We start from the raw sequence: 25049 nt of genomic DNA, 5'->3' as shown, positions 1-25049 counted from the left end.
AAGGCCTCAGCATCTTGTACGATTGAGCCATGCATGAGCGTTGGAGCGATACCTTGAAATCCGATCCCTGTTACAATCCGAACCTCTCATTCATCGCCGAAGAAGTCGTTTGCAAAGCCCATCCGAGAAATCTCGCCGAGGTGGAGAGTTTGAGCAGAGCGCGTGAACGGATGGCGCACTGGATTGAGCGGCGATTGCCTCAGCCACGGCTGCGAGAAGGGGCCTGCGGTCGCCCGAGGCGCCGCGTAAAGCGGATCATCGTGTTCGGGCGGATACCGAATCCGACGTTTGACTACTACCTTGCAGCGCGGCTGCAGGCACCTGAAATGCCGCCCTATCAGGTGGCAGATATTCGCGGCCAAGAAACACCGGATCTGGACGCTGACGGCGCTTTCGTCATCATATGTCGCTACGCATCTCCGTCCGCCCTTCGCTGGATTGACCACAACGAGGGGCGTCTCTCAGGTGTGGGCTTGTTCGTGGACGACGACATCCCTGCTGTCATAACAGGGAAGGATGCGGATTTTCTCTATCGGCTATTCCTTTGGTACCGCGCCCTTTGGCCGCTTGGCCGCCTGAACAGGCATTTGGATATCGTTTGGACCTCCACATCAAACCTCGCGTCTCGCCTGGGGCAGGCGAAGGCCGTTGTATTGCCGCCGGCCCCACCGAAATCGCTTTGGTCTAACACAGACGACGATGTTAAAACGTGTGATCCGGCGAATGGAGAGGTCTTGATCGCCTATCACGCGACCGGGGTACACGTGGAAGAACATCGTTTCCTCCGACCGATTATAGCGGAGGTTTTGCGTGAGCGCCCGCAAGCTCGGTTTGAGGTGTTTGCAGATCGACGTGCAGCAGTGATCTGGCGAGGACTTGATCGCGTACAAATCCGTGAGCCGATGCCGTGGCTGGAGTATCTGGGCGACGCAAATGCTCGGCGTATTGACATCATGCTCGTTCCGTTGGCGCCATCTCACGTCAACGATAGCCGATCGTCTACCAAGCGTATAGACGTTGCGCGCTACCAAGCAGCCGCCGTATTCTCTGAGGGAGAGGCTTACGGCTACTCGTGCAATGATGGAGAAATCCGGCTGCCGTACGTTGAGGACGACTGGCGAAGCACGCTATTTCAACTTATCGATGATTTCTCAGTGCGTGAGCGAGCGATGGCGGCAACTCGGCGGGCGGTGTTCCAAATGACGTCAGCCGCCGGCAAAGGGCTTGATGTCCTTAGAGATGATCGGTTGACCTGAAAGAACCTAGTCGCCTTGTTCTACTTATCGCGCGACGCCTATTCGCTGGAGATAGGATTAGATTAGATTGCACGCCGGCCACAATGCCTCTCGCAATAGATTTGCGCCTTTAGCAATTGGCTATTGGGGCTTTGAACTTAGGTCAACTATCCTTCCAAAACCCTGCTGCGTAGCACGCGCTCTGTCAAGAGCCCCAAGAAAAGTGCCCCCAAGCCAAATCCGATGATGTATGGCTTGCTGACAAGTCGGTCGCTATATGTCGGAAAATACGCCGTACGCATCCACTCAACGACGCCAGTCACAGGGTTATACGAAAGCGGTATGGCGATCTGATCAGGCAACTGCGAAACAACCAGCATTGTTCCCGACGACAAGTATATGAGAATCAAAGATAAAGCGTAGACCGTCACGAATGGTGGGAAAAATGTAACGATAACACCGACCAGTGTGCCAACTCCCACAGCAAGCAACAGCACTGACATGTACGCGAGCACAGCTTGCTCGATATCGAAGGGTATTGGATCCTCGCCGGTGAGCGTCAGAATAGTTAGCATAGTCGCCAGCGTAAGACAGGCGGCGATAATCTCAAGAAAAGCACGGCCAGCCATTATGTCGAACGGCTTCACAAGTGGGAACGCCAGCATCGGTCTATTCAGGATCATTGAATAAGACATAAACCGCGACACGTACATAAAGGCGAGTGTTGGAATCAATCCGGTGGCGAAGAAAACATTCAGGCTTTCTCCATACGGAGTGTTTCGCCCCGTAAGTCGCGCAATCAGCAAAAGTATCATCATATGAGCGAGTGGCCACATGACAACAACGAGGAATCCGAGGCCATGATTGAAAAACCGGGTACGCATATCCCGCAAGATCACCGCGCTCATGACACTCTTCTTGCGTTTCAGCGCGTCGATAATCGTCGGGTTGCCAGTTCGGCGATTGGTGGCCATTCCATGATCTCTCAGTTATGTGCTTTGTAGCTTGAATCGCACCTCAGCGTCTAACGAAGAGATACCCTCGCCGATGGCCGCGTTTCCCTTTCACAAATCATTACGCTGCTGTGTCCTTATGCTCTCAATGACACCTTCAGTTTCACCGTCGCGAAGAAGTCAAGGAAACCTTTGAGGTATTGTCTGTAACCTTCCTCAAAATTCCGAAGGCACTCAGATCTATGCAGCTTTCTAAAGTCACAATCTGTTTGAGTGTTAATGTCGGAACTGCGCACGTAGGGGATATGAAGGCACTCAGCTACCTCAAGCGTGCGCGAGTCGTGGGCAATCAAAGTCGCTGGGGTGCCAGCTAGGAGCGCGGCAACCGCGCCATGAAGGCGTGTGCCAACATAGAGGCTGCGCTGCGTCATGTGGGATATCCATTCATCAAGGTCAAAGAAGACCTTTGCTTTATTGCAGAGGTATTGATGCAATCTCTTTTCGTCTATTCCATAGGTTTTTGTGAGCAACTCCGTGGATTTCGACAATATATCGACGTTATTCAATCTGCGAAGAGAGAAGTACATATCGGCCAATTCCGATTGCAGAATTAGCTCAAGGTTCTGTTTCGCGGCCTGCCGATAAATATATAACTGGAAGCTGTCGGTGCCGTGAAACCCATGACGAGTGGCGCCAACCGATATAGCCTGCTGATCCGCAGGATTGTAAGTCCTCAGTTTAGGGGCGCTTTTACCGGCTAACAGTAACGAGGGGCAGCCAGTGACGGCTACGTTCTTAACCCCATAGTGCTCCAGGACCTCACCCGAAAAAGCGCCTCGCACAGAGACTGACGCAGATCGATCCGAGATCAGACTGATTAGTCTTTTTGTTCCTTCCTTCAAAACCGGCATCGACTGATCTAGGGGTGACTGCGCGCCGAGACCAACCGCTATAACCGGCAGCTTGGTCTTCTCGAGCCGTGCCGCAAGGCCAGCGAAATCCATGCCTGGGTTTAGCCAATTCGCAGCGGCTAGAATTATGCAATCTCGCTCTTCAATATCGGCTTCAGAGAAACCCAAGTGTCCGCGTGTCGCACCGGATACCCCCCTGAGTAGACTCTCACTGAATAGCATATTTCCAGTGTTATTTCCGTAGTTTGAAAACAATTGTTGCAGCGTTACACCACTCCCAACTTGTTGGGAGAAAATTCCAAGAACAATCGGTTTTTCAAACATATTACCATCCCAGTGGGCCAGGCGTACGCCCATGCCTTATTCTACACCCAGTCCTGCGGAAGCCGCCTACCTAGGTTCGTGAAGCATTTACGGTCTAAGTGCGAGCACACTGGTTACCAGAATGCTCATGACGCCAAGACAGGCTTACCCCCAACTTGTCATCAGTTGCGTTCTTCATAGCAATTTCGCCACCCTTGCAAGCGCCCTTTCACGAGAAGTCTGTTCTTTTTTTGCCTCTTGCTGAGCATGAGCTTGCTGATGCCATTCTCCGTAGCGAATTTCTGGTCGCGTGCATTTAATGCGGCAATCGTCGCCTGTTCATCGTCATGAAGGCGAATGCCAAACTCGCGAGCCCAGAACTCTCCTTCAGTCACGGCTGTCTTCAAGAGTGTTTCTTCATCAAAATCGTGTGAATGCAAGACGACAGCTTCGTCGACATACACTTTCTGGAATCCCGCTTTGAGAGCAAGCGAAGCCCAAACGTAATCTTCTCCCCACTCGATTTCAGGATAAGGAAGTTGCTTCCATACGTCTCTAGATATCGCTGAATTGTTGTCTGAATAGAAATTAGTCAGCATCCTCCAAGTCACACCACCGGGAGAGTAATTACTCGGCAGACCTTGGCTCAAATCGACCACGTCGGGCAGCAACGCCAAACCATCGAAATGCTGTTTCATATCTTGCGCGACAAACGGACCGTGAGTGGGGTAGGCTTCGTGGCGGCCCGTCACGCCGGCAACTCGGTTTCCGCGGTCGAAACCGCCAATCAACTTCGATAACCACTGTGGGTTCTTGGGTTGAGCGTCCTGCGTCAGAATTGCGACATACTCACCGTCCGTCATTGAGATGCCCAGATTTCGCGTTCTTCCGTGTTGAAAATGCTTCTTCTCGATCTGCTCGAATCGGACGCCTCGACCCGAAAATGCCCTGACCCTATCTTCTGTGTCATCGGATGATTGGCTATCAATAACAAGGACGTCAAAGTTAAAATCACATTCTTGCGTAACCACCTGTTCTAGGACGCGAGTAATCTCCTCACCGGCGTTGTAAGTAGGAATGAAGACTGAAACTTTGCGCTTCGAAACAATACTCGGCGCAGCCAGCGCAGGGAACCGCACTTCGTGATACCCCAGACTCAGTAACCGATCGTTCAAAGCCTTCTCCACCAGCCGGGCGCTGTGTTCCCACGAATTCTTCTTCACGAACTCCAACGCTCTGTTGCTTTGCGAGACGCGTTCGGCTGGATGATCTATAAGGCGCTCAAGGGCGTCCGCGATGCTATGGGGCAATGGTTGTGCGAACGTTACCTCATCGTTATGGAAAATTGCACGAGTGCTCGGCACATCTAGCTCAACCACTGGTAAGCCGCAGGCAGCCATTTCAAGCGGGATGAGCGAATAGTTGGTTGCCGAAAAAACCACCCCAATATCCGATGAACGGTAGAGATCTGCGAGCTTCTCATGATCCAAGATGCCGTGCTGGATGTGTGGAAAGTCGTACGGGACATTGAGGTTCTCTTCTCCGAAAAGATGAACCATAAATCGGCGGCCGCGGGTAGCCAACAGTTCCAGTGCCGCATACCCAAGCTGCACTGCCCGTCGCGGCGTGTAAGGGCGTGCGTACATGGCGATTTGGATTTCATTACCAGAAGCCCTGCGCAAAGTTGGGAAGTAGACGCTATGATCGGCGCACAGGTCCCACTGACGGGCCCACAGACCCCTCTTCACCATCATGTCGTACAACCATGCGCCAGCGCAAAGGGCCGAGAAGCCGAAGTCGTAAGTACTTTCCGCTACGAGCCGATTTTCGCCCGCGGGGTGGAAATCGGGCTCAAAGTCCTGGACGAAATAGAAGCGCTCTTTAAATTTCGTTGCTCTACTGACTGGAAACGCGGTCCAGCAGTCAGTCGCGATTATTACGTCGCCAGAGAGTTGCCGAATATCTTCGGGTAAATGCAATACATGGACATACGGACCAATCGGCGCATACCATTCGACAATTCTCTGCTTCGCGACCTCTGGATCGGGCATATTTGTTGCATTTTGTAGCCATATGGTCTGTTTGTGGCCGAACTGTTCAAGAAACTTGACCATACGGAAAATAGTCATGTGCCCGCCGGCGCCTTTGCCAAACCCGGGTATAATCCAATGTATATCAAGGGCCTTGCCGTTGAACGCCCTTGACAACGGCGCCAATTGTGAGCGTGGCCGGGCCGCAGCCTTTGGCGTGTCCCTCGGCCAAGAGTCTGTGACTGCACAATTCGGCTTATCTCGTCCGGGGGCAGGTAATGGGGTCCCCATGAGTTGCCGTCTTGAAGTCACGTATTGCCGGACAGAATAGCCCTGCGACCGCACCACCATGGGCAGAACGCGCTCAAGAGCATGAGCAAAAGTGCTATCGATCTGCCCAGCCTCTTCTTCGAACAAAGCCCAACTGTTGATCTTGTCGATCAGCTTCCGAAGCGTTTTGGTTCGATACCAACACATTGAACCCGCAGGAAACTCGTCTGGGAAGGCGTCGGCAAACTTGATGCCAAGAAGGCTAAGTGTGCCCCGGACTCGGTCAGTGTTTGGGTTCTCATCGATTGGTTTTTTGATTTGGAAGTAATTGCTTGGATAGAATGCGCCTAACGTTTCATCTTTCTCGAATTCACGCAAAACACTATTTACGAGTTCCGCCGTACCCAAAAGTTGGTCCAGCAAATAACGCCGCCAATTTGCACCCCAGCTTATGTGCGGACTGTGCTTGGTATGCAAATGCAGTACAAGGTCGTAATTTTGCCAAATGTCAGCTGTCCCGACAATAAACGGTGCGATGTCTCTTCCCGAGTTTGGAACCACTCTGACGTCGCTCGTTAGAGTCAGGCCGATTTTGCGGAGGTAGTTTTCTACAAAAAGTCTGTCTGGCTGGCTACAAACTGTGAATATCACATGGCTGCCGCCAGGTAAGTTTAGAAGTCCCTTGCAGATCTCGCCTATTAGATGTGGATAGAAGCAATGAACGTGAACACATATGGTCAACGTCGTCGAGTCCATCTCGGAAGTGAGATCTAGCTTCAGTAAATTCCGAGAATGCGTTGGGAGGTTCGGTCCCATCCCCGCCTTTACAAAATGTATTAGAGGGTTCTCTGATGAATTAGCTAAGTGGCTCTTGGCATAGAAATACGTGTCAAAAGTAGGGCTCGGATCTCTATTTTCTCTATGTCCGAAGGTCATAAAATGCGAAAATGGGTCAACGTTCGCGTCACGGACGTCGGGATACATTGACAGATAGAATTCGTGATCAAACAATGATCGGCATTGAGCCTCTGTCTGTGCATCTAGTGGTTGACGCTGAACTGTTTGCCGAACGACCCTATCTCCGCTGTCCGCTACTTGCGACGAAGCACCGGTTCTCCAGTCATAACTCCCGTACAGCATGAGGCAACAAGTTGCCGGATCGGACTTTGAGGCGTCGATCAACGGGTGCCGATCAAGGAACCCGGCCCTGTCAAATAGAGGGGAGGGTGCCCGGACTTCTTTCCAGCCGTACAAAACGTAGTGCAGCAAAGGGCAGTAGCGGCTTGCACTGACGTCCTTGTACATATCTAAATAAAACTTGGTATCAAAGAAGCGAGACGGTTCCGTCGTGCTCTTTCGCCAGTTTCTAAGATAATGCAGGGCTGCATCCTCATTATGCGGAACAGATGCATTGGATCTGTAGTAATCCTCGTCAAAGAGAATACTGTTACGAATTGCAGACGTGTGACTTTTCGTTTTTCCGCTAAACATATTCATCGGTGCTAAGTCCTGACGGTTCCTGAATAAGCTTCCAGGCCGGGTAGTTTAAAATTGTCGCGAGAGTCTATTAGAAGTATCCGGTGCTTACAGGATCGGTGGGTGATTCAGAGCTCACATGAAGCAAATATTTTCCGTACGAACTTTTTCCCAGCTGCAATGCGAGGCCTTCAAGTTGCTGCGCCGAAATGAAACCCATCTTGTAAGCGATTTCCTCAGGGCAGGAAATCTTAAAGCCTTGGCGCCGCTCAAGGGTTGCCACGAATTCACCAGCGTCGAGTAGGCTGTCCGGCGTACCAGTGTCTAGCCAAGCGTAGCCGCGTCCCATAAGTTCGACGTTAAGTTTATTGTTGTCTAGGTAGATCCGATTTGCGTCCGTGATTTCCAGTTCCCCGCGAGCCGATGGCTTGAGGTTAGCTGCGATATCGACGATTTCCTTATCGTAAAAGTATAACCCAGTAACAGCCCATGATGATTTCGGCTTTTCAGGTTTTTCTTCGATTGATATTGCTTTCATATTGCGATCGAATTCGACAACGCCATATCGTTCGGGATCCGTTACATGATATGCAAATACGGTTGCGCCGTCTGTCTTCTCCATCGCACTCTTAAAAAGTTCGGTAATTCCGTGCCCGTGGAAGATGTTGTCGCCCAAAATTAAGCACGACGGCTTGCTGCCGATGAAATCGGCGCCGATGATGTACGCCTGCGCTAGGCCTCCCGGGCTAGGTTGCTCGGCATAGGAAAGCTCAATACCCCATTGCGAGCCGTCGCCGAGAAGGCGCCTGAAATTGGGGAGATCTTGAGGGGTAGAGATGATGAGGATTTCCCGGATGCCGGCAAGCATCAGCGTCGACAGCGGGTAATAGATCATCGGCTTGTCGTAGACCGGCATCAATTGTTTCGACATGACAAGAGTCATAGGATGTAAACGAGTACCGCTGCCGCCGGCAAGAATTATTCCCTTCATACCGTACAATGCTCCATCGTTTGTTTTTCAAGCACAACCATGAGTTGCGAGCCGTTTAATAACCGCCATAGTGGAAGCCTGCCAATCCGGCAGGCGAACGCCGTGAATGTCTGCCAGACGTTCACAGGAGAGCCTTGAATTTGCCGGGCGGCGCGCCGGAGTAGGGTACTCGTTAGTCGATATGCGTCTTACCCGGCTTGTTGGTATACCGAGATCGTTAGCGACAGCAAAAATGTAGCTTGCGAAGTCAGCCCAACTCGCGGTGCCGCTGGCCGTCATGTGAAAGGTGCCTCGAAGTTCAGATGCGTCACTTGCAATCAGGTTCTGAACAACCGCTATCACTCCGTCCGCGATGTCCAACGCGGAGGTTGGGTTGCCATGTTGATCATCGACGACAGAAATTTCCTCGCGGTCCTGGGCCAGTCTAAGCATCGTCAGCAGAAAATTCCGGCTAAATGGACTATAGACCCAAGCGGTGCGCAGTACCGCATAGTTGTCCGTAGTGTCTGCGATAGCCTGTTCTCCGAGTAGCTTTGAGGCTCCATAAACGCTAACGGGACACGTCAGATCAGTTTCGGAATACGGGTCAGACTTACTCCCGTCAAAGACGTAATCAGTCGAAAGGTGAACCAGGGGTATTCTAAGCACAGAAGCTGCTTTCGCGATCTCTCGGGGAGCCTCACCATTGATCCGGAAAGCTGTTTTGACATCGCCCTCCGCCTTGTCCACAGCAGTATATGCCGCTGCGGAGACAATCGCGTTAGGTTTCAAATCGACCAGTTTCTTGGTCAGACCCGCCGGATCAGCGAGATCCAGTTCTGGTCTGCCAATCGTGACAAATTCCAATTCGCGTAGGTGCATCGCTCTCTCTATAATCGAACGAGCAACCTGTCCCTCGCAGCCGGTGACGATTACCTTCCGCATAGGCGCGCTCATGCTGTTCGTACAGCGCTTGCCTTGAGAAGTCCAAGGCGGTCGAGCGCGTAGCTCTTTTTTAAGGGCGCCCACCACCATTCGTTCTCGATATACCATCTCACCGTCTTTTCGATGCCACTATCGAAGTCCTCCTGAGCTTTCCAGCCCAACTCGGTTTCGAGCCTCGTCGCATCGATTGCGTATCGCGCATCGTGTCCCGGTCTGTCCTGCACAAATGTGATGAGATCGGAGTGCGGGGATTTGTTGGGCCTGTGGGCATCCATCAATTCGCAGATGCGCCTCACGACATCGATGTTTCGGCGCTCGTTACGCCCGCCAACGTTGTAAGTTTCTCCCGGTCTACCTCGTTCGGCAATGATGTCTAACGCTCGCGCGTGATCGTCCACATAAAGCCAGTCTCGAACATTACCACCGTCGCCGTAGACCGGCAGAGGGTGCCGTTCAAGAGCATTGAGAATCATCAAGGGAATTAGCTTCTCGGGAAAATGAAACGGTCCATAGTTGTTGGAGCAGTTCGACACAATGACTGGAAGGCCGTAAGTCCGTTCCCATGCCTTCGCAAGATGGTCGGAAGCAGCTTTTGAGGCTGAATACGGCGAACTTGGATCGTACGGTGTCTGCTCCGTGAAGAAGCCGTCTTGTCTCAGCGAGCCATAGACCTCATCGGTCGAAACGTGCAGAAACCGGAAGCTGGCCTTGTCATCCGGGCTCAACGATGACCAATACAACCGCGCGCACTCAAGCATGTTGAATGTTCCAAGAACATTCGTATCGATAAACTCCCGAGCGCCGGTGATAGATCGGTCGACGTGGCTTTCGGCTGCCAGATGCATCACGCGTGTCGGTCGGAAGGTCTCGAATGCCTGGGCGATTGCGCCTTGGTCGCAGATATCCGCGCGGAGAAAACGATGGCTAGGATTGTCGCTCACCGAAGCCAGCGATGTGAGCGTACCCGCGTAGGTCAGCTTGTCTACCGTTAGAACTTCATACCCTTTGTCGAGGACCAGATGCCGAACAAGCGCTGATCCAATAAAGCCTGCCCCACCCGTTACTAAGATCCGCATGCTGCCTTCCCCGTTCTAAATTGGTCAATCACCCGCTCGATTTCGAACGTGTTCAAATACAATCAGATTGTTTTCTAATGCTCGTGTTTCTAGTAGGAAAAATGTGGCACCAAAGCGGAGAGCGGTGGGAGCTTTCTATCTTTTTCTGACAGAACCGCGCGCTCTTCGTCGACCGGCCACTGAATGGCTAATCCTACATCGTTCCAGAGCAACCCTCGGTCGTGTTCCGGGCTGTAATATTCCGTTACCTTGTAGCTGATTTCGGTATTAGGCTCGAGCGTGCAGAAGCCGTGCGCAAACCCAGGTGGAATCCAAAGTTGCTGAGCGTTCTCCTGGCTGAGTTCGATCGCTACGTGTTGCCCGTATGTTGGCGAACCGCTGCGAATGTCGACGGCCACATCCAGAATTGCGCCCGCAATGCAACGTACAAGCTTGCCTTGTGCCTTAGGCGAGACCTGGAAATGGAGGCCTCGCACAGTGCCCCTATCCCGTGAAAGCGATTGATTGTCCTGCACGAACTGGAATGGTCCTACCATTTCCTCGAACAGGCCAAGTCGAAAGGTCTCCATAAAGAAGCCTCGCGCGTCGCCGAATTTCTGAGGCGATATCAATACCACGTCAGAAATTTTTGTTCGTTCGAACTTCATAAGTAACCTTCCGTCACATACTTTAAATGTCGTCCTCTATCAAGATTCAGCTGCCTGGCGCAACCCCATATTGAAACCACGTCCGCGGTCCAGGTAGTTGATTGAAGGGAACCACGCGTGGTTCAGATCTGTCATTGCTGTAACCCGGGTTCGTAGCGGGATCCGCAAAAGACGTTGTGGCGTGGAGTTCGCGAAGGTTCGCTTTTTCTCGATCGAAACGCTCCTTTCGATCTCCACTTAGGTCTGAGCCTCGGGAGACAGACTCGTGATGATAAAGGCAGGCAAACGGTGTCCATACGATTCTGTAGCCTGCTTTGTACGCTCGAACGCAGTAATCTACGTCGTTGTATGCAACAGCGAAATTTTCTTCGTCCCATTGTCCGACTGTTTCAGCGCACTCACGCGAAATCAGCATCACTGCTCCTGTTACACAGGTCATCGACGATCTGACATGCAATCGGTTCATTGGACCGCCGTAACTCTTGGCCTTATTGAGATACCAATGACCCGCAAGGCCACCGAAGCCGACAATGACTCCGGCGTGTTGTATACGCTGGCTTGGATACAAGAGTTTAGCTCCGACGATCCCAGTATCACTGTAGCGCAGACAGGATACCATCTCCTTCAGCCAACTCTCATCGATAACTTCGATATCGTTGTTTAGGAGCAAGAAGTGCTCGCCTTTGGCCAACCGCATCCCCTTGTTGATTGACCGGGAGAAATTGAATGGCTCGGAGCTGACGTGGGCCGAAAACGAGGCATATTTCGTCCGATACTCGTGGTAGAGATCGAGGACACGATGGTCGGTCGTTCCATTGTCAATCACGATGATCTCAACGTTCGGGTAGTCGGTACGGTGATACAAGTCGTCCAGCACCCTCCTCATAAGACTGTGAGAGTCCTTATTAGGTATAATGATGGAGATAAGGGGCATTTTCTCGTTGGGGTTGGCGAACTGGACTCTATGTAAGGTTGGCGTATTGGCTTCGCTCACCCCGACTTTTGCTGTGTGAGAAGAATATCTTTCCATCAGCGCCTTTCTAGCATTTTCCGTCGATTGTTCGATGAACTTCCGGGAGAATGTCTTGCCGGTTCGCCGCCACCAATACGCGGGATAAGGAAGATGGAAGATCTCTTTCTCAGGTATTCCCCGAAGATAGCGCAGCAGAAGGTCGTAGTCTTGTGAGCCTTCGAAACCACGGCGTAGAAGGCCGATTTCAACTAATCGTTGACGTCGATAGAACGAGAAATGATTAATGTAGTTCACGCCGGATAGTAGCACGGGATCGAACGCTGGTTTGAGCATTACCCCTATTGGCTTCAGCGCGTCGTCGACGACAAGCTCGTCCGTATAAAGAAACTGAGCTGATGGATTCGAGAGAAGGGCGCTATAGACGACTTTGAGGGCCTTTGGCGCGATCAGATCGTCGTGGTCAAGCAGTGCAATCCACGCGCCCCTTGCTGCTTCGATGCCAACGTTTGTCGTCCTCGCGATTCCTTGGTTTCTCTCGTTGAGGATCACCTTTACGTTGGCGCACGCGTGGGCTCTTAGCCAAGCCAGCGTATCAGGTGATGACGAACCGTCGTCGCTCAGCACAAGTTCAACGCCACTGATGTCTTGGGTGAGATAGGATTTCAGCAAATCGTTGAGGTAGCGTGCCGGGGCGTTGTAAACCGGAACGACAATACTTAGCCAAGGGATGGGAGATTCCGCAGGTGCCGGGGTGGCAGCGGCAATTGCCAGTTCTTCGGCGCGCTCCACATAGCGAGTCAATGTGGATTTCCGCTTTGCAAATGATGGTATGCGGATGCTCTGCCAATAACGCGGGATGTCTTCAAGCCGCTTCAAGGTTGCGAGCGGCCGGCTCCGCTGGAGCCGCTCGACGTACTCTTCGGCAGCATTCCGTGAATGAAAGCTCGCAATATCAAGGCAGAAAGTACATGGAGCGGTCGCGGGGTCGAGGCGTATTGAACAGATTGTGCCGAGAGAGCCTATATCGACAACAATAATGAATTCTTTGCCCGTTCCCATATCAACCGAAGATTCTTCACGAAAGCCGCGACCTCCGTTATAATATATCTTCGGATCAAGAAAAGAATCGTCACCTTTCAATGAAATCAAAAGATACCGTTGCCTAACTGGAGGGAACGAAATTACGAAGAACGGGTCGTCTCCTTCTGCCTGCCAATAATTCCCTTGAATGGAGTCTCCCGATTGGAGCTCGGAGAGATCGTTTTCTGCGCGGACTATCAATCGTCTCAACTTCAGTTCCTTAGGATTTTACATTGCGACAGTGTCTCCTGAAGAGAAGCACCAGCATATTATTGGTGTCTGCGCGATGGAATTATCGCAGGTCTACAACTCATTGATCTCTAAGAGAACGACGACATACACGCGTTTCCTGCAGATCTCTTGGTGATGTCGGACGATGTCATTTTTAGCCTGCCTCAAACGAAGTTTGCCGTGTTCGCGTTCCCGGAACGCTCAGCGGGAAGGCGCACCCTTCTTCTACAGCGAGACGGGCGTCTCCGGCAAATGGTATGGTGATAACGGGTTGTCGTGCGTCAGCAAGACGGTAAAACTGACTGTGTGAACTCCCACGTAAATCGAAGGGTCGGAGCCGCCGTTTGCAGTTTTAAATTGAAATCCGGAAAAACGATCAAGTCACCGTGTCCTCAATGGTGTAATATCATTAAATATAGTTTCAATTTATCTTATTCCGTATGATTGCGAGCAGCCCAAATGAAGCTACCCATCCAGCTATCGATGTGAATGTTACGCATAAGATCCAGAACAAGCGTCTAGGATATTGTGCGGCGTCGGGAAGGCTTGGGGGCAGGAACGGGTCTAGATACATAAGCTGTTGCTTGCTGATAAATTGTACCTGCTCAAAGGTTCGGATGCTCGATGCAAACTGCTGTTCCGCTAACTGTTTCTCAAACTGCAATCTCTGGAAATCAAGTGAGACCCCGGCGAGGTTTTTTTCAGTATCGGAGCTTCCCGCTATTTGCTCCTGAAGTTCTTTTATTTGCGCGTCCTTACTTTCGATCTCCCGCGCCAGAACACGCATATGTGGGGTATTCGGAGAAATGCTCTCGAGCTTCACTGCATATGTCTGCTCCAAGGCTATCTTTTCACTCTGCACAGACGTGAGCAGGTTGGTTAAAATCGCAGATGATCCTTCAACAGTGAGCACCCCGGATTTGTTTTGCTCTGCTAGCAGGCGCTCACGAACGTTTTGCAACGTTTCCGTGGATCGCTTCAGGTTGTCTTCCGCCGTTACAATCACGTCACGCCAAATCCTGTTGTTAAGATCGTTGATTGCCTTTTCCGACGAACTCACGACAGCGGTCAGAATACGCTGCGCGTCCGTTGCCGAGAATGCCCGGACCTTGACGGTAACAATTCCACTTGAGGGGCTTATCGACGTGCTTGTCATCTTGTTCCAGTATTCGAGAAGCTCCTCATAGGTAGCATCATTACCAAGACTCGATATCCAGTCGACAGAGGGGCCCCGATAAAGGCTACGTATGTTCAGTTGCTGCTCAAGCGCTTCAACCATCGCGCGGCTAGAAATGAAATTTGTAACTATCTGCGTATCCTGGATGATTTTCGCAGAAGGAAGCCCACTGACGCGGCCTAGCTGATCTTTTCCCAAGGCCGGAGTAGATGCACGTACAGTGAAGCGCGCCTCCGATTGGTACTGATCGGAGGCGATGAAGCCGTAGTAGGCGATAGCTGCCGCAGGTGGCACGATCAGCAGGGATACGGTATTTATGACGCGCAAAGACGCGAAAACTCTATCGACCAATCGCGGGCGCAGGCCTACGACTCTATAGAGGTCGCTGCGATTGGATGTAGAAAAGCGGAGCTTTCGGGCGGTCACGGCTAAGGCCTTGGCGGCCGACCGGCTCTTCTCCAGCGCGTTCGTCGAACGGTCTTCGTTTTCGAGCTTTCGCATCTTGTTCGTTGTTCCATGCCTCGGCGGCAACGTTACCGGTTGAGGCGATAGTAAGTTTCTATTGCCGCTTCAATTTTGTCGAAGACCAGAATCTGACCATCTACAAGGACCATACCCTTGTCACAGTAGACATTGATGGTCTGCATACTGTGGGAAATCATGATGATATCGGAATTCTTGCGTCTATTGTCGAATGCAGCCCTACAGCGCGCCTGAAATCGGGCATCACCCACAGCAGTGATTTCGTCCACGAGATAACAGTCAAACTCGATAGCCATAGACAGGCCAAACGCAAGTCTGGCCATCATACCTGAAGAGTAAGTGTGAACCGGAGCGTTTAAGTAGTCTCCAAGCTCGGCAAACTCTTCGACGAAGTTTGTGACACGCCGTACATCCTCCCCATAGACCCTGGCAACAAAGTTCAGGTTGTCTTTGCCGGTCATTTTCGGATGAAAGCCACCGGCGAAGCCGAGCGGCCAGGAGACGCGGACGTCCTTAAATATCCTTCCGGAATTTGGAAGCAGCGATCCGGCGATCATTTTCATTGTCGTGGATTTACCGGCCCCGTTTACACCGAGCAGTCCGTACGAATAGCCGGGTAGGAATTCAACATTGACTCGGTCGAGAATTACCTTTTTGTGCTGCTCGGTACGAAAGTGTTTGGAAACGTTCTGAAATCGGATCATGCTCATCTCCTAGAGGCGATGATCTTCGACTGATGCCCATATGAGGGCAATTGTCGTCCATCCGATTGTGAGTGCCAAGAGCACAAGCAGCGGTGTTGAAATTCGGTGGGGATACAGTGAGTCCTGTGGAACGCTCGGCTGAACAAAGACGACGATATAAAGTGCTTGCCGTACGGCTTGAGCTTGCGCAGTGTCAAGGTTCTGCCGCGCAATCTCGTACAAACTTTCCGCGACTCTACGATCCGTCTCGAGTTGCGAGAACCGAACGAAAGACTTGGCCAAATTTGCATTTGCGTTGTCGGCCCCCGTCATTTCCGCATGCAGTTTCTCAATTTGAGCCTCTACGCTCTGCTTGTTAAGTTTCAGTTGCTGATAGGCGGGGGAGTCTTCCACATTCGTTTGTTTAAGTACAAAGAGACGAGAATCAACCTCCAGCTTCCTCTGAAGCAGGCCCGCAAGTAGCTTTCCGGTTTCTGTTGCCTGTGACTCGGGACTGAGTAGCCTCGATGAATTTTGAAACTTATTTAAAGCTAGCAATGCAGCGCGGTAAAGCTCGCTTGTTCGTTCAACTTCTTTTCCAAAACGAGCCTCAACATCTTTTTGGGCTCGTTCGGATAATTCGTTAATGAGCGTTTCACTTTCACTAATAATTAGCTCTGCTAACCGGGTCGCATCTGCCGGCGTAAAAGCCCTAGTTCTAAGTGTAACAATGCCAGAAGGCCCGTCTATAGAAGTGTTTACCTGGTTGTCCCAATACTTCAATAGTTGTTCTTTTGTTCCTTCTCTGCTGAATCGCGAAAGGAAGTCCGTAGTGCTGCCGGAGAAGACGGACCTGTAATCTATTTTCTTTGATAGTCTCTCCAAAATTTCGGTGGAGTGAATGAAGCTGGTGACGATGTATGCGTCTTGAGACACGGGTCGTGTCGACATGACGCTGCTATCCACGTCGTCTTTAACCGCTTCGTCGGCTATTGAGCGAACCGCGAAACGTGCCTCTGCTATATACTGATCCGATGCGATGAATGCGTAATACAACGACGTCGCGAGAAACGGAACGATCACAAATGCCAAATAGCTTATAAATGCGTAAGGAGGGCGTCCCCCGCCTTTGGCGTTCGGCTCGCCGTCATGCGAGAATGCGTCCTCGACCTGGACCTCAACATCGACAACAACATCTGATATTCTCTGCAGCCGCTGCCGAAGACGCGGCGGTGCTAGTCGGGACATTGCAGCGATAGGGCCTAATAACGCGGACGACCGCGCTCGGTCTTTAACTTTTGTGTCTGGCATTCGGCTGGTTCTGGCGATTGTGTTTATTCCGAATGGCTGTTCTTTATTGCCGCCCGGACATAGTGGTCGAGGATCAAATCGTCCTCCAAATATAGTTCTGCAATTGGGAGCCCGCGCAACATATCCGCTAATCGTTCGATCATCGAGTAGCGCTCTGGTATCGGTATGTTGTCAGAATCGATATTCAGGAGTTCGCCCACCGCATGAGCAAACGGGATTGTGTCATTATTGTGCCCAATGATATCAAACCGCGAAAGGAGATCGATTGCGGATGCAATGTCGCGTCGAGTTGTTAGTTGTTCGGGATCGGTGCACGCGAACTGCCGTGTCGTCGGGGAGACCAGCACATTGCGGACTTTGGGTGGCGCTCTTTTCAGATGTTGTTTAATCGATTGGAGCTCGTCTAAGTCCATGCTCTCCAAGTATTGTACTGCCGGGGAAAGAGTAATTTTATCTCTTTCTCCGATGAAGCTTAGAGGGACGTTGGCCATCCTCTTCAAAATTGAAATCCGCGCGGCCATTTCGTAATAAGGGTCAGTCAGCAAGACGACCCCGGTGAATCCTTTATCGAAGAACTCCTGATAGTTTCTTGCGAGCAAGCGGCCGCTAATAAATATTGACTTGATCGCGTTTAGGTGAAACGCCTGCAAAGCTGTCTCATGGCCGAAACGCTCGACAGACTGTACCGAGTACTGGAACCTTCCCCCGATATATTGATCGAGCTTGACCAATGGCAAAAGCTGCGTCTCCAGCCGCAGAATCTTTTTATCCACTTGTTGAGGGCCGAGCGGGCGGCGATAAATGAGGAGACCGCTTTTCTGGTCTCGGATTGTTAGAGTCGAGCACGATCGAAGATCGGGAATATTTGACTTGTCCAGGCGAAACCCGACTAAACCGGTTTGGTGACGGCCAGATGCCACTACGGCCTGGCGCATCTGATCGCAGGAAAGTACGGCTATAGTGCCTGAGGCATCGGAAACGACAATCTGCGGTCGATCAGCAAATCCGTCTGGGATGAGATACCCCTCCACGACGTCACCACGGTCATTTTCGAGGTTAAAGAGCAAGTGCGGGCCCCTGGCTCACGTTAGCGACGTGCGAACAGTGAAAAGCATGGTCCGCCCTTGTGATCGGGCTGTTCATTATTGATGGTGATATTGTTGAAGCCCAATGCATTTAGAAGTTTCAAGATTTCGTCGCGGTGCATCCAAAAGTGCCTATCCTTCATTCCGCCGCAGAACGACTTATTTGCATTGGCCTGCAAATAGCCCCGCTCGTAGTAACGAAGCTTGAGATCTTTCACGACCCGCTCCTCTACCCGTCCTGTGAACGGCGTTCTTCTAACATCATGCGCCGGCATCGCCGCGTCGTCGAAAAAGTGAGTCCAGATGAAAAGGCTATCCGATCGGTCAGCAAGCCGGCAGAGAAACTCTGCCGGATCGGCCATGTGGTAGAGAACGCCAGAGGCTACCGCCAGATCATAGCGTTCATCATGGGTCTCGAGCCAGCGCAGGGCATCACCAAGATAGAAATGGGCGCGATCAAGATCGAGGATTTCTTTGGTCACCAGACAACGAAGGAAGCAGAGTTGATTTGCTTCAACTGCGTCGATTTTCGCTGGCCGCTTAATGTTAAGCATGTAGGTATGCATTGCTTCAAGCGGACCAATTTCGAGGACTGTTTTGTTTTCGATCGATCCGAACTGTTGCAACGCCCATGCAATACGGCCGTCTGCAAAGAGCGGATGCTGCCCGGCCCGCAATTTCAGACTTGAGGGAAATGCTGAATTCCAACCTTGTAAGGCGTCGATGGCGTTTTGATGCGAGGGAGCGGACTTGGTATATTGATCAAATACCGAATCTACTGTTTCGAGGTTTGTGTTTTTTTGTTTGAGTTTGCGCCAATATTTGAGCATGGAAATTCTCGTGTCGACGGATGATGGGACGCCTTATAGGAAATGAAGCGTGTAAACGCAAAGGCGAATGGCGCCCCCGGCGGGAGAGACGGCCGCGTCCAAGCATTTTCACGAACCTACGGAGCCAATCGGTCTTCGGGAGAGGGGCCGCGCAGGGAAAGCGGCAGGCTTTTTGGTTGCTGGCAAAACGTTGACACTTACGGTTGCGCTGCTGTAGAAGCCGCCATAATTTTGAAGCTGGTGGTTGGCTATGGTATTATCTTTCGACGCTATCAAAAGGACATTGAAGCTCAAGGGCTACGACGAAGGCTTGGACTCTCTATCGATCGATCGCGAGGGCTTTAAGGCCCTTATAAACACGATATTGGAGATTGCTCCTTTCAATGAGACTGAATACCTTTCGCTGCACCCGGATGTTAAGCAGGCTGTAGAAAAGGGTGATTTCGAATCAGGCAAGCAGCACTATTGTTTGTGCGGCTTCTACGAAAACCGTTTCCCCGGATATGGGGACTTTGACCCGCTGGAATATGCGAGGGCACATCCCGATCTGCATCCCCTCATTAACGAACAGAATTGGGCCGAACTGCTGAGGAACCACTTTCGCGACGCCGGATACAGAGAAGGCCGGAAAAGTGGTTCCAAGACTGCTTGAGTAAACTTGAAATGGTGGGTCGCAGTGTTGCTCGCGGAGCCCAACTGGGCGCGCGGCGTTCAAAAAACGATGACCAACTGTTGAGTTGGCGGGTCGCAATAAGATTTGAAGGATAGACGTGATCCACGGAATGCCAACATTTAATACCCGTGGCAACATGCATGCTGGTATTGACGGAACTTTGGATCGCACCGTCTGGAAACGTTGGATTCACATCGCTTTGGTCTCATCGACTTTACTCTGGAACGATTCCAAATCGATTTCGAGGTGAGGCAGGCGAAGTGCGACGAGGCGATTGTCGCGAAGCATCAGGTGGAACTTGCGGGAGAAGAATGGACAAATGAGGCGGAGTTCAACAGAAAGGTGCGGCGATGGCCGTGATCCTCAGGGACTGAAGCCGTGGACCGCCGGGCATTCCTGAAGGGGATGGCTCTTGGGGCGATATCGGCCGGAGCCTTTGCTCAGGAGCAAGGTTACCCGTCGCCGCCGATATCGAGCGAGCGAAAGGAGTGGTCTGTCCTGGACTTTTCTGGGCGGACATTTCGGTCTCGGTTGCAGAACGCTCTTAAAGAAAGCGCTGCCTCTGGCATTAATATCAGAATTCCAAGTGGCAAAGCCCTCGACCTCGATGCGCCTATCGAATTGAACGCCGACGACCCAGTGAGAGTTTCGCTGACGGGTGAGGGGATGGGCGCCACCCTTATTCGATGTGAGGGAGGTGGCATCAACATCCACGGCGGTCCCGGATCGCAGTACAGTTTTCGAGGACTTTCATTCATGCCTCAGCGCCCCGACGAGGGTACGGCATTAAGTATGTCCTGGAGCGAAGCGACCACCGGCAAGGGGTTTGCCCTCGAAGATGTTGGGTTTGGTGCAAGCCAAGAAGACAGGCGCAACTATTTCACGCGATGCTTAGAAGTCCGAAACAAGGGCAACGGGCAGATCATTGGATGTTGGTTTAACGGTAAGGCCGATGAAGATCCGCAGGGCGAAGGCGTTGTTCTCGCGGCGGCGAACGATGTCATCATGACGGCGACGTACATGTACAATCTTGGCGTTGGCTGCAGTTCGGATGGACCTACGAGCCTTGAAGGCTTCCGGATGCACGGCTGTTTTCTTGTACGCGTTGGCCGCGGGCTTCACTTCGCGGCCGAGCCAAAGGGCATTCCGCATATCGAGGTTGCCCTTTCGCACATCAACGCGAGCTACGAAGCGATCAACATCGAGGGATACAGTCAGGTTAACGTGGTGGACAATCTCATCTATGCGCGCAACGACATAGAGGTCGGCGACGAGCAGACCGATATTGTCCTGAAATATTGCCCGGCCGCGACCATCGCTCGGAATAAGTTCTTCAGCGGGATGGATCGACAGAAATACCATAAAACCGCGATCCGCATGATCGGGTCGGTACGAAACGGCCGGGTTTCCGAGAATCTGGCAAGCGAAAGAACGGTTTTTCTCGATGCCCGTGATGATGGTGTTAGCGGCGCCCAGGATCTTATTATCTCGAAAAACAAGGCGGAACGGGACTTGGAGGGAAACGAAACCGTTTCCACAATGTACCGCTTCTCAACAAGCGAACTGCATCGCCGCATTACCTGGGAGGGCTACGGCGACGAACTCGCTACGAGGGGAACGATAGAAGCCCCAATGGAAATACCGGCGGGCGTTTGGACGACTGTCCCATTCGTCGCTGAGCAAGCCGCAGCACGACTAGGGATAGATTTCGAACCAAGCACAGATAGCGGTGAGTTCACCACCCCAGCGGGTGTAACGCAGATCGAAGTCGTTGCTAGGATCCAGCTAAAGGAAACGGGAGAAGGACGGTGCGAAGCTAGGACCTTGCTCGATACCGGAACGGGTTATGAGGAGGTGGCGGTTTTCGCAGCGGATGGCCCAGAAGCCGATATCATGATGAACTCTGCTGTTTTGGCTGTCGCGATCGGGAGCCGCATCAGGGTGGAAGTCAGGGCGACTGCCGGTGGCGTTATCGTTCAAGCGCCAGCGATGACGCAACTCCTTTTGCGTCCGCGATAGGCGAAACGCTATTCAACTTTTTGGGTGGTTGCGCGCGGCAGGTCCGTTGCTAGTCATCTGAATCCGAAATTCGTGTCATAAGCTGTTGTCGACCTTCTGACTATTAGCCGCAAGCGCCTCGAGAAGTTGAAAACAAGAAGCAAAGCGGTCCCTTGAGGCATGCGACCACGTCGCGAGCGCTCAGGCTTGCCGCGAGTTATCGGCACCATAATCCGCCACCTCTACGCACGAGTTTCGACGCTGCTATAGTGCGTGACAATTCTGCTGTCGGAGCGGGCCGCCAAGCGATTGCTGCTTGCGTTATCGGAGAAGAAAAGTAAGGTTACAGCGTCTGTGAAGTCGAACGCTCAGACAGAAGGCTCCTTGCGCTCCTGAGGCAAAAGGGGCCTTTTTCGTGTCTAAGCCTTGGCCCCCTTCCAACTTCTGCATCGAGCCGACGTCTTTGCAATGCGAACTCGGGCGATTGACATTCCCTCTTATGCTCCCATAGCATTCGTTAATGCCGAGGGGCGCACCTGAGCGTGCTGAGATGGCGGTGAGCCAGACCCTTGAACCTGATCCGGATCATACCGGCGTAGGAACGGCAAGGGCCTATCTGGCACATCAGCCGCGTCTCTGCCGTTCATTTGGATCTCCGTCACTTGATTTTGGGAGATCGTTGGTGCCTGCACGTAGTTTAGAATGTCGCGAAGCGGAGTCCCGGAAGCCGAGCCGCCCAATGCCCGTGCTCGATCATTCGGTTTCCTCGCTGATTGTTAGAGCACGCTTGGGAACGGGCTCTTTCTTGGGTACCTGGATTGAGAGCGCATTCGGCCAGCTCCAACGCATCTCTATCTTCCAGCGGAGCCAGGCATGACCGCTATCGCTGTCACTATTGCAGGCTCGGATTCCGGTGGTGGTGCCGGCATCCAGGCGGATCTGAAGACGTTTTCGGCGCTGGGCATCTATGGTGCTAGCGTGATAACCGCTGTCACAGCGCAGAACACCCGTGGCGTCAGGGCGGTCGAGGATATCTCTCCGGCCGTCGTCACAGCCCAGATCGATGCCGTGTTTTCGGATCTCGCCGTTGGCGCGGTGAAGATTGGCATGGTGTCCCGCCAGGAGACCATTGCGGCGATCGCGTCCGGCTTGAAGCGGTATCAACAGATGGCAGTCATCGATCCGGTGATGGTCGCCACTTCAGGCGATGTTTTGTTGCACCGGGATGCGATCGCGACGCTCAAGGAGGAGTTGCTGCCGCTTGGCCTCATCGTGACGCCGAACCTGCCTGAAGCGGCGTTGTTGACAGGACGCGCGATTGCGGAGAACGAGGCGGAAATGGCGCGCCAGGCAGAGTTGCTCCTGAAGCTTGGTGCACGCGCCGTGCTGATGAAAGGCGGGCATGCGAAGGGCGACGAAGCGGTGGATATCCTCTTCAACGAGAACACCCCCTTGCGCCTGTCGCGCGCGCGGGTCGAAACCAGGAACGATCATGGCACCGGCTGCACGCTGTCAGCCGCAATCGCCGCCGGTCTTGCGCTTCGGCGGACGCTTGAGGACGTGGTTGTGGCCGCCAAGACTTATCTGCATGAGGCGCTTGTTGCCGGAGAGAACTTGTCGATCGGGCAGGGGCGCGGGCCGGTTCATCACTTCCATCAGTGGTGGGGGCCGAGCGGCGATTAATGCCATCCCCGAAGCCTTGTGTCGGTTTCCCCGTTCAAATTCAGCTTAAGAAGACCAGGTCATTCCATTGTAAGCATCCGGCGAAGGCCGCAGGCTGAGCTTTTGGATTTTTGTCGGCGTGATTTGCGATCCGCGGTTGCGGCCGGATGGCCGGTAGGCCGCGTGCATGTGCGCCGCTGGCGACGCGCTCTTCCAATTCCAAGGCAAGAGTTCCTCGATGCGATGCGCGGGATAACCGGCGATGCGGTGAAGTACGTCGGCGAGCCAGGTGCGGATTTCGGATTAACGGGACACCGGTTCCGGTAAATCGCGGACAGTCGTGGAATCGCTGTCCGCGAATTACCGAAACCCGCAAGCCAGGCTTGCGGATCGACGCCGTTCATCTTGGCCGAGACGATCAAGCTGTACATCGCGGCGGCGCGCTGGCCACCGCGGTCCGATTGCGTATTCCAGTGAAGTCGGCCGCTGATTCCGAAACGAAGTGAGCGTTGGTGCCTGCACGTAGTTTAGAATGTCGCGAAGCGGAGTCCCGGAAGCCGAGCCGCCCAATGCCCGTGCTCGATCATTCGGTTTCCTCGCTGATTGTTAGAGCACGCTTGGGAACGGGCTCTTTCTTGGGTACCTGGATTGAGAGCGCATTCGGCCAGCTCCAACGCATCTCTATCTTCCAGCGGAGCCAGGCATGACCGCTATCGCTGTCACTATTGCAGGCTCGGATTCCGGTGGTGGTGCCGGCATCCAGGCGGATCTGAAGACGTTTTCGGCGCTGGGCATCTATGGTGCTAGCGTGATAACCGCTGTCACAGCGCAGAACACCCGTGGCGTCAGGGCGGTCGAGGATATCTCTCCGGCCGTCGTCACAGCCCAGATCGATGCCGTGTTTTCGGATCTCGCCGTTGGCGCGGTGAAGATTGGCATGGTGTCCCGCCAGGAGACCATTGCGGCGATCGCGTCCGGCTTGAAGCGGTATCAACAGATGGCAGTCATCGATCCGGTGATGGTCGCCACTTCAGGCGATGTTTTGTTGCACCGGGATGCGATCGCGACGCTCAAGGAGGAGTTGCTGCCGCTTGGCCTCATCGTGACGCCGAACCTGCCTGAAGCGGCGTTGTTGACAGGACGCGCGATTGCGGAGAACGAGGCGGAAATGGCGCGCCAGGCAGAGTTGCTCCTGAAGCTTGGTGCACGCGCCGTGCTGATGAAAGGCGGGCATGCGAAGGGCGACGAAGCGGTGGATATCCTCTTCAACGAGAACACCCCCTTGCGCCTGTCGCGCGCGCGGGTCGAAACCAGGAACGATCATGGCACCGGCTGCACGCTGTCAGCCGCAATCGCCGCCGGTCTTGCGCTTCGGCGGACGCTTGAGGACGTGGTTGTGGCCGCCAAGACTTATCTGCATGAGGCGCTTGTTGCCGGAGAGAACTTGTCGATCGGGCAGGGGCGCGGGCCGGTTCATCACTTCCATCAGTGGTGGGGGCCGAGCGGCGATTAATGCCATCCCCGAAGCCTTGTGTCGGTTTCCCCGTTCAAATTCAGCTTAAGAAGACCAGGTCATTCCATTGTAAGCATCCGGCGAAGGCCGCAGGCTGAGCTTTTGGATTTTTGTCGGCGTGATTTGCGATCCGCGGTTGCGGCCGGATGGCCGGTAGGCCGCGTGCATGTGCGCCGCTGGCGACGCGCTCTTCCAATTCCAAGGCAAGAGTTCCTCGATGCGATGCGCGGGATAACCGGCGATGCGGTGAAGTACGTCGGCGAGCCAGGTGCGGATTTCGGATTAACGGGACACCGGTTCCGGTAAATCGCGGACAGTCGTGGAATCGCTGTCCGCGAATTACCGAAACCCGCAAGCCAGGCTTGCGGATCGACGCCGTTCATCTTGGCCGAGACGATCAAGCTGTACATCGCGGCGGCGCGCTGGCCACCGCGGTCCGATTGCGTATTCCAGTGAAGTCGGCCGCTGATTCCGAAACGAAGTGAGCGATGGGGTGGACGCTCCCACTCAACGGCATCTTCGTGCCAGAATGGT

The 25049-nt window shown here is 53.1% G+C and carries 18 protein-coding genes, 2 pseudogenes and 1 riboswitch; of the genes and pseudogenes, 5 read left to right on the top strand and 15 right to left on the bottom strand.

Translation table 11 applies throughout. The features are described 5' to 3' along the window. The first annotated feature begins 53 nt into the window (after positions 1-53). Positions 54-1256 (top strand): glycosyltransferase family protein, encoded by a 1203-nt coding sequence (locus BHMPCIPO_RS27500; RefSeq protein WP_173519888.1) that lies wholly within the window; start codon positions 54-56, stop codon positions 1254-1256. 146 nt (positions 1257-1402) lie between these two features. Here the strand turns inward: BHMPCIPO_RS27500 and BHMPCIPO_RS27495 are convergent, their stop codons facing one another. The 13 genes from BHMPCIPO_RS27495 to BHMPCIPO_RS27435 all read right to left on the bottom strand — a co-directional run bounded on the left by BHMPCIPO_RS27495 (position 1403) and on the right by BHMPCIPO_RS27435 (position 18669). Further along, the gene (locus BHMPCIPO_RS27495) at positions 1403-2209 is read right to left on the bottom strand and encodes an ABC transporter permease (protein ID WP_246304582.1); all 807 of its coding nucleotides are present in this window, start codon (positions 2207-2209) and stop codon (positions 1403-1405) included. Between the two features lie 116 nt (positions 2210-2325). Continuing rightward, positions 2326-3456 (bottom strand): polysaccharide pyruvyl transferase family protein, encoded by a 1131-nt coding sequence (locus BHMPCIPO_RS27490; protein ID WP_173519887.1) that lies wholly within the window; start codon positions 3454-3456, stop codon positions 2326-2328. Positions 3457-3584: 128 nt separating this feature from the next. Next, positions 3585-7199 (bottom strand): rhamnosyltransferase WsaF family glycosyltransferase, encoded by a 3615-nt coding sequence (locus BHMPCIPO_RS27485; protein WP_173519886.1) that lies wholly within the window; start codon positions 7197-7199, stop codon positions 3585-3587. Positions 7200-7269: 70 nt separating this feature from the next. After that, positions 7270-8169, bottom strand: coding sequence for a glucose-1-phosphate thymidylyltransferase RfbA (rfbA, locus tag BHMPCIPO_RS27480; RefSeq protein ID WP_173520211.1), 900 nt, complete (start codon positions 8167-8169; stop codon positions 7270-7272). Positions 8170-8196: 27 nt separating this feature from the next. Next, positions 8197-9093, bottom strand: coding sequence for a dTDP-4-dehydrorhamnose reductase (gene rfbD, locus BHMPCIPO_RS27475; protein WP_246304581.1), 897 nt, complete (start codon positions 9091-9093; stop codon positions 8197-8199). 8 nt (positions 9094-9101) lie between these two features. Further along, complete coding sequence (rfbB, locus tag BHMPCIPO_RS27470; protein ID WP_173519884.1) at positions 9102-10169, bottom strand: dTDP-glucose 4,6-dehydratase; 1068 nt, start codon at positions 10167-10169, stop codon at positions 9102-9104. 89 nt (positions 10170-10258) lie between these two features. Beyond that, positions 10259-10816, bottom strand: coding sequence for a dTDP-4-dehydrorhamnose 3,5-epimerase (rfbC, locus tag BHMPCIPO_RS27465; protein WP_173519883.1), 558 nt, complete (start codon positions 10814-10816; stop codon positions 10259-10261). A gap of 46 nt (positions 10817-10862) precedes the next feature. Further along, on the bottom strand, positions 10863-13079 hold the full coding sequence (locus tag BHMPCIPO_RS27460) for a glycosyltransferase family 2 protein (protein ID WP_246304579.1): 2217 nt from the start codon (positions 13077-13079) through the stop codon (positions 10863-10865). Between the two features lie 442 nt (positions 13080-13521). Next, positions 13522-14778 (bottom strand): KpsE/RkpR family capsule polysaccharide export protein, encoded by a 1257-nt coding sequence (locus BHMPCIPO_RS27455; protein WP_173519882.1) that lies wholly within the window; start codon positions 14776-14778, stop codon positions 13522-13524. 32 nt (positions 14779-14810) lie between these two features. Further along, complete coding sequence (locus tag BHMPCIPO_RS27450; RefSeq protein WP_173519881.1) at positions 14811-15464, bottom strand: ABC transporter ATP-binding protein; 654 nt, start codon at positions 15462-15464, stop codon at positions 14811-14813. A gap of 9 nt (positions 15465-15473) precedes the next feature. Further along, positions 15474-16754, bottom strand: a complete 1281-nt coding sequence (locus BHMPCIPO_RS27445; protein WP_173519880.1) for a KpsE/RkpR family capsule polysaccharide export protein — start codon at positions 16752-16754, stop codon at positions 15474-15476. Positions 16755-16777: 23 nt separating this feature from the next. Then, positions 16778-17821, bottom strand: coding sequence for a hypothetical protein (locus BHMPCIPO_RS27440; RefSeq protein ID WP_173519879.1), 1044 nt, complete (start codon positions 17819-17821; stop codon positions 16778-16780). A gap of 20 nt (positions 17822-17841) precedes the next feature. Beyond that, on the bottom strand, positions 17842-18669 hold the full coding sequence (locus BHMPCIPO_RS27435) for a class I SAM-dependent methyltransferase (RefSeq protein WP_173519878.1): 828 nt from the start codon (positions 18667-18669) through the stop codon (positions 17842-17844). Positions 18670-18919: 250 nt separating this feature from the next. Between BHMPCIPO_RS27435 and BHMPCIPO_RS27430 the strand changes: the two genes are divergently transcribed. The 3 genes from BHMPCIPO_RS27430 to thiD (BHMPCIPO_RS27420) all read left to right on the top strand — a co-directional run bounded on the left by BHMPCIPO_RS27430 (position 18920) and on the right by thiD (BHMPCIPO_RS27420) (position 23023). Further along, a complete protein-coding gene (locus tag BHMPCIPO_RS27430) occupies positions 18920-19321 on the top strand; it encodes a hypothetical protein (protein WP_173519877.1) in 402 nt (133 codons plus the stop codon). A gap of 399 nt (positions 19322-19720) precedes the next feature. Continuing rightward, entirely contained in the window at positions 19721-21361 is a 1641-nt protein-coding gene (locus tag BHMPCIPO_RS27425) for a hypothetical protein (RefSeq protein WP_173519876.1), read from the top strand. A gap of 495 nt (positions 21362-21856) precedes the next feature. Beyond that, a riboswitch (TPP riboswitch) is annotated at positions 21857-21959 on the top strand. A gap of 254 nt (positions 21960-22213) precedes the next feature. Then, positions 22214-23023, top strand: coding sequence for a bifunctional hydroxymethylpyrimidine kinase/phosphomethylpyrimidine kinase (gene thiD, locus BHMPCIPO_RS27420; RefSeq protein ID WP_173519875.1), 810 nt, complete (start codon positions 22214-22216; stop codon positions 23021-23023). 156 nt (positions 23024-23179) lie between these two features. Here the strand turns inward: thiD (BHMPCIPO_RS27420) and BHMPCIPO_RS27415 are convergent. Beyond that, positions 23180-23514: pseudogene (locus BHMPCIPO_RS27415) on the bottom strand (transposase domain-containing protein); the annotation flags it as partial. 191 nt (positions 23515-23705) lie between these two features. Here BHMPCIPO_RS27415 and thiD (BHMPCIPO_RS27410) point away from each other — a divergent pair. Beyond that, on the top strand, positions 23706-24515 hold the full coding sequence (gene thiD / locus BHMPCIPO_RS27410; protein ID WP_173519875.1) for a bifunctional hydroxymethylpyrimidine kinase/phosphomethylpyrimidine kinase: 810 nt from the start codon (positions 23706-23708) through the stop codon (positions 24513-24515). A 159-nt stretch (positions 24516-24674) separates the two neighbouring features. Here the strand turns inward: thiD (BHMPCIPO_RS27410) and BHMPCIPO_RS27405 are convergent. Next, positions 24675-25049: pseudogene (locus tag BHMPCIPO_RS27405) on the bottom strand (transposase domain-containing protein); the annotation flags it as partial.

This window comes from Ensifer sesbaniae (assembly GCF_013283665.1).
GTDB lineage: Bacteria > Pseudomonadota > Alphaproteobacteria > Rhizobiales > Rhizobiaceae > Ensifer > Ensifer sesbaniae.
This window is presented reverse-complemented; position numbering and strand designations above follow the sequence as displayed.

Coding starts and splice junctions, on each gene's coding strand:
- BHMPCIPO_RS27495 (WP_246304582.1), bottom strand. CDS start 2,209: ATGGCCACCAATCGCCGAACTGGCAACCCGACGATTATCGACGCGCTG.
- BHMPCIPO_RS27490 (WP_173519887.1), bottom strand. CDS start 3,456: ATGGGCGTACGCCTGGCCCACTGGGATGGTAATATGTTTGAAAAACCG.
- BHMPCIPO_RS27485 (WP_173519886.1), bottom strand. CDS start 7,199: ATGAATATGTTTAGCGGAAAAACGAAAAGTCACACGTCTGCAATTCGT.
- rfbA (WP_173520211.1), bottom strand. CDS start 8,169: ATGAAGGGAATAATTCTTGCCGGCGGCAGCGGTACTCGTTTACATCCT.
- rfbD (WP_246304581.1), bottom strand. CDS start 9,093: ATGCGGAAGGTAATCGTCACCGGCTGCGAGGGACAGGTTGCTCGTTCG.
- rfbB (WP_173519884.1), bottom strand. CDS start 10,169: ATGCGGATCTTAGTAACGGGTGGGGCAGGCTTTATTGGATCAGCGCTT.
- rfbC (WP_173519883.1), bottom strand. CDS start 10,816: ATGAAGTTCGAACGAACAAAAATTTCTGACGTGGTATTGATATCGCCT.
- BHMPCIPO_RS27455 (WP_173519882.1), bottom strand. CDS start 14,778: ATGCGAAAGCTCGAAAACGAAGACCGTTCGACGAACGCGCTGGAGAAG.
- BHMPCIPO_RS27450 (WP_173519881.1), bottom strand. CDS start 15,464: ATGATCCGATTTCAGAACGTTTCCAAACACTTTCGTACCGAGCAGCAC.
- BHMPCIPO_RS27445 (WP_173519880.1), bottom strand. CDS start 16,754: ATGCCAGACACAAAAGTTAAAGACCGAGCGCGGTCGTCCGCGTTATTA.
- BHMPCIPO_RS27435 (WP_173519878.1), bottom strand. CDS start 18,669: ATGCTCAAATATTGGCGCAAACTCAAACAAAAAAACACAAACCTCGAA.
- BHMPCIPO_RS27430 (WP_173519877.1), top strand. CDS start 18,920: ATGGTATTATCTTTCGACGCTATCAAAAGGACATTGAAGCTCAAGGGC.
- thiD (WP_173519875.1), top strand. CDS start 22,214: ATGACCGCTATCGCTGTCACTATTGCAGGCTCGGATTCCGGTGGTGGT.
- thiD (WP_173519875.1), top strand. CDS start 23,706: ATGACCGCTATCGCTGTCACTATTGCAGGCTCGGATTCCGGTGGTGGT.